The following is a 924-nucleotide window of genomic DNA, read 5'->3' as shown; positions in this document are numbered from 1 at the left end:
TTCAGCGGGCAGCCATCGCAGTTTTGGCTTCGGTAATGACGTTTGCGGATTTCATAACCGCTCTCTAAGCCTTCCTTGCTTTCTCTGCAGAAATGCAGCGTTTGTCCGGCGGGGCACGTCCACCTATCCTCGGCTTCGTCGTACGTCCAGTTCTCCATCTTTCCGACATTCTCTTTCCAGGCTTTACTTTTCTCTTTATGGTAGCTGCCGTATTTCACCACAGCTTGAATCTCTTCCTTTTCCAGGTAGGCGTAGTTTTCTTCACTGCCGTAGCCTGCATCTGCAATGACCGTCGGTGGGAATTTCCCAAGCATCTGCCTTGCCTTTTCCATATGCGGCTGTAAGCAGCGAGTGTCTGTCGGTCTTTGATGGAGACTGTAGGCCAAAATAAACTGATTTTCGGTCCCAATCTGTACATTGTAGCCGGGTTTGAGTTGACCATTCCGCATGTGGTCTTCCTTCATCCGCATGAAAGTTGCATCCGGATCTGTCTTGCTGAAGCTATTCCGGTCGCCAAGTAGTGTTTGGTACTGTTCGTACTTCAGCAGCCTTGGCAGCAAATCCTTGCGAAGCTTCCGAACGGCTTTTTTCAGAGGCTTGTCTTTGGGTTTCTCCAATAGCTGGGCTTCAAGTTTCAGCGCTACTTGTTCTAGTTTCTCGCTGCTCACCTCGGAAGACTCGCCGAGTTCAGCAAGGTCTCTTCCCTGGTATTCGCGTTCTTCTTGGTTCTCTGCCGCTTCGATGTCAGCGAACAGAGCATGTACGTTCTCTTGCAGTTTGGCCTTGTGTTTGCTGACAGCTTTGCCCCATACAAAAGTGTAGCGATTAGCGTTCGCCTCGATTTTGGTTCCGTCCACAAAGTAATGCTCCAGAGAAACGTATTTTTCGTCAGCCAGAAACTGAAGCACGGCGGTAAATACCTTT

General features: G+C 49.6%; 1 protein-coding gene. It reads right to left on the bottom strand.

Annotation, left to right across the window (positions count from 1 at the left end; translation table 11 throughout):
• Nucleotides 1-924, bottom strand: a 924-nt coding sequence (locus KIH86_RS10715) for a transposase (protein WP_223110462.1), incomplete at both ends; no start/stop codon positions are given.

The organism is Paenibacillus sinensis (assembly GCF_019904155.1).
Lineage (GTDB): Bacteria > Bacillota > Bacilli > Paenibacillales > Paenibacillaceae > Paenibacillus_AQ > Paenibacillus_AQ sinensis.
This window is presented reverse-complemented; position numbering and strand designations above follow the sequence as displayed.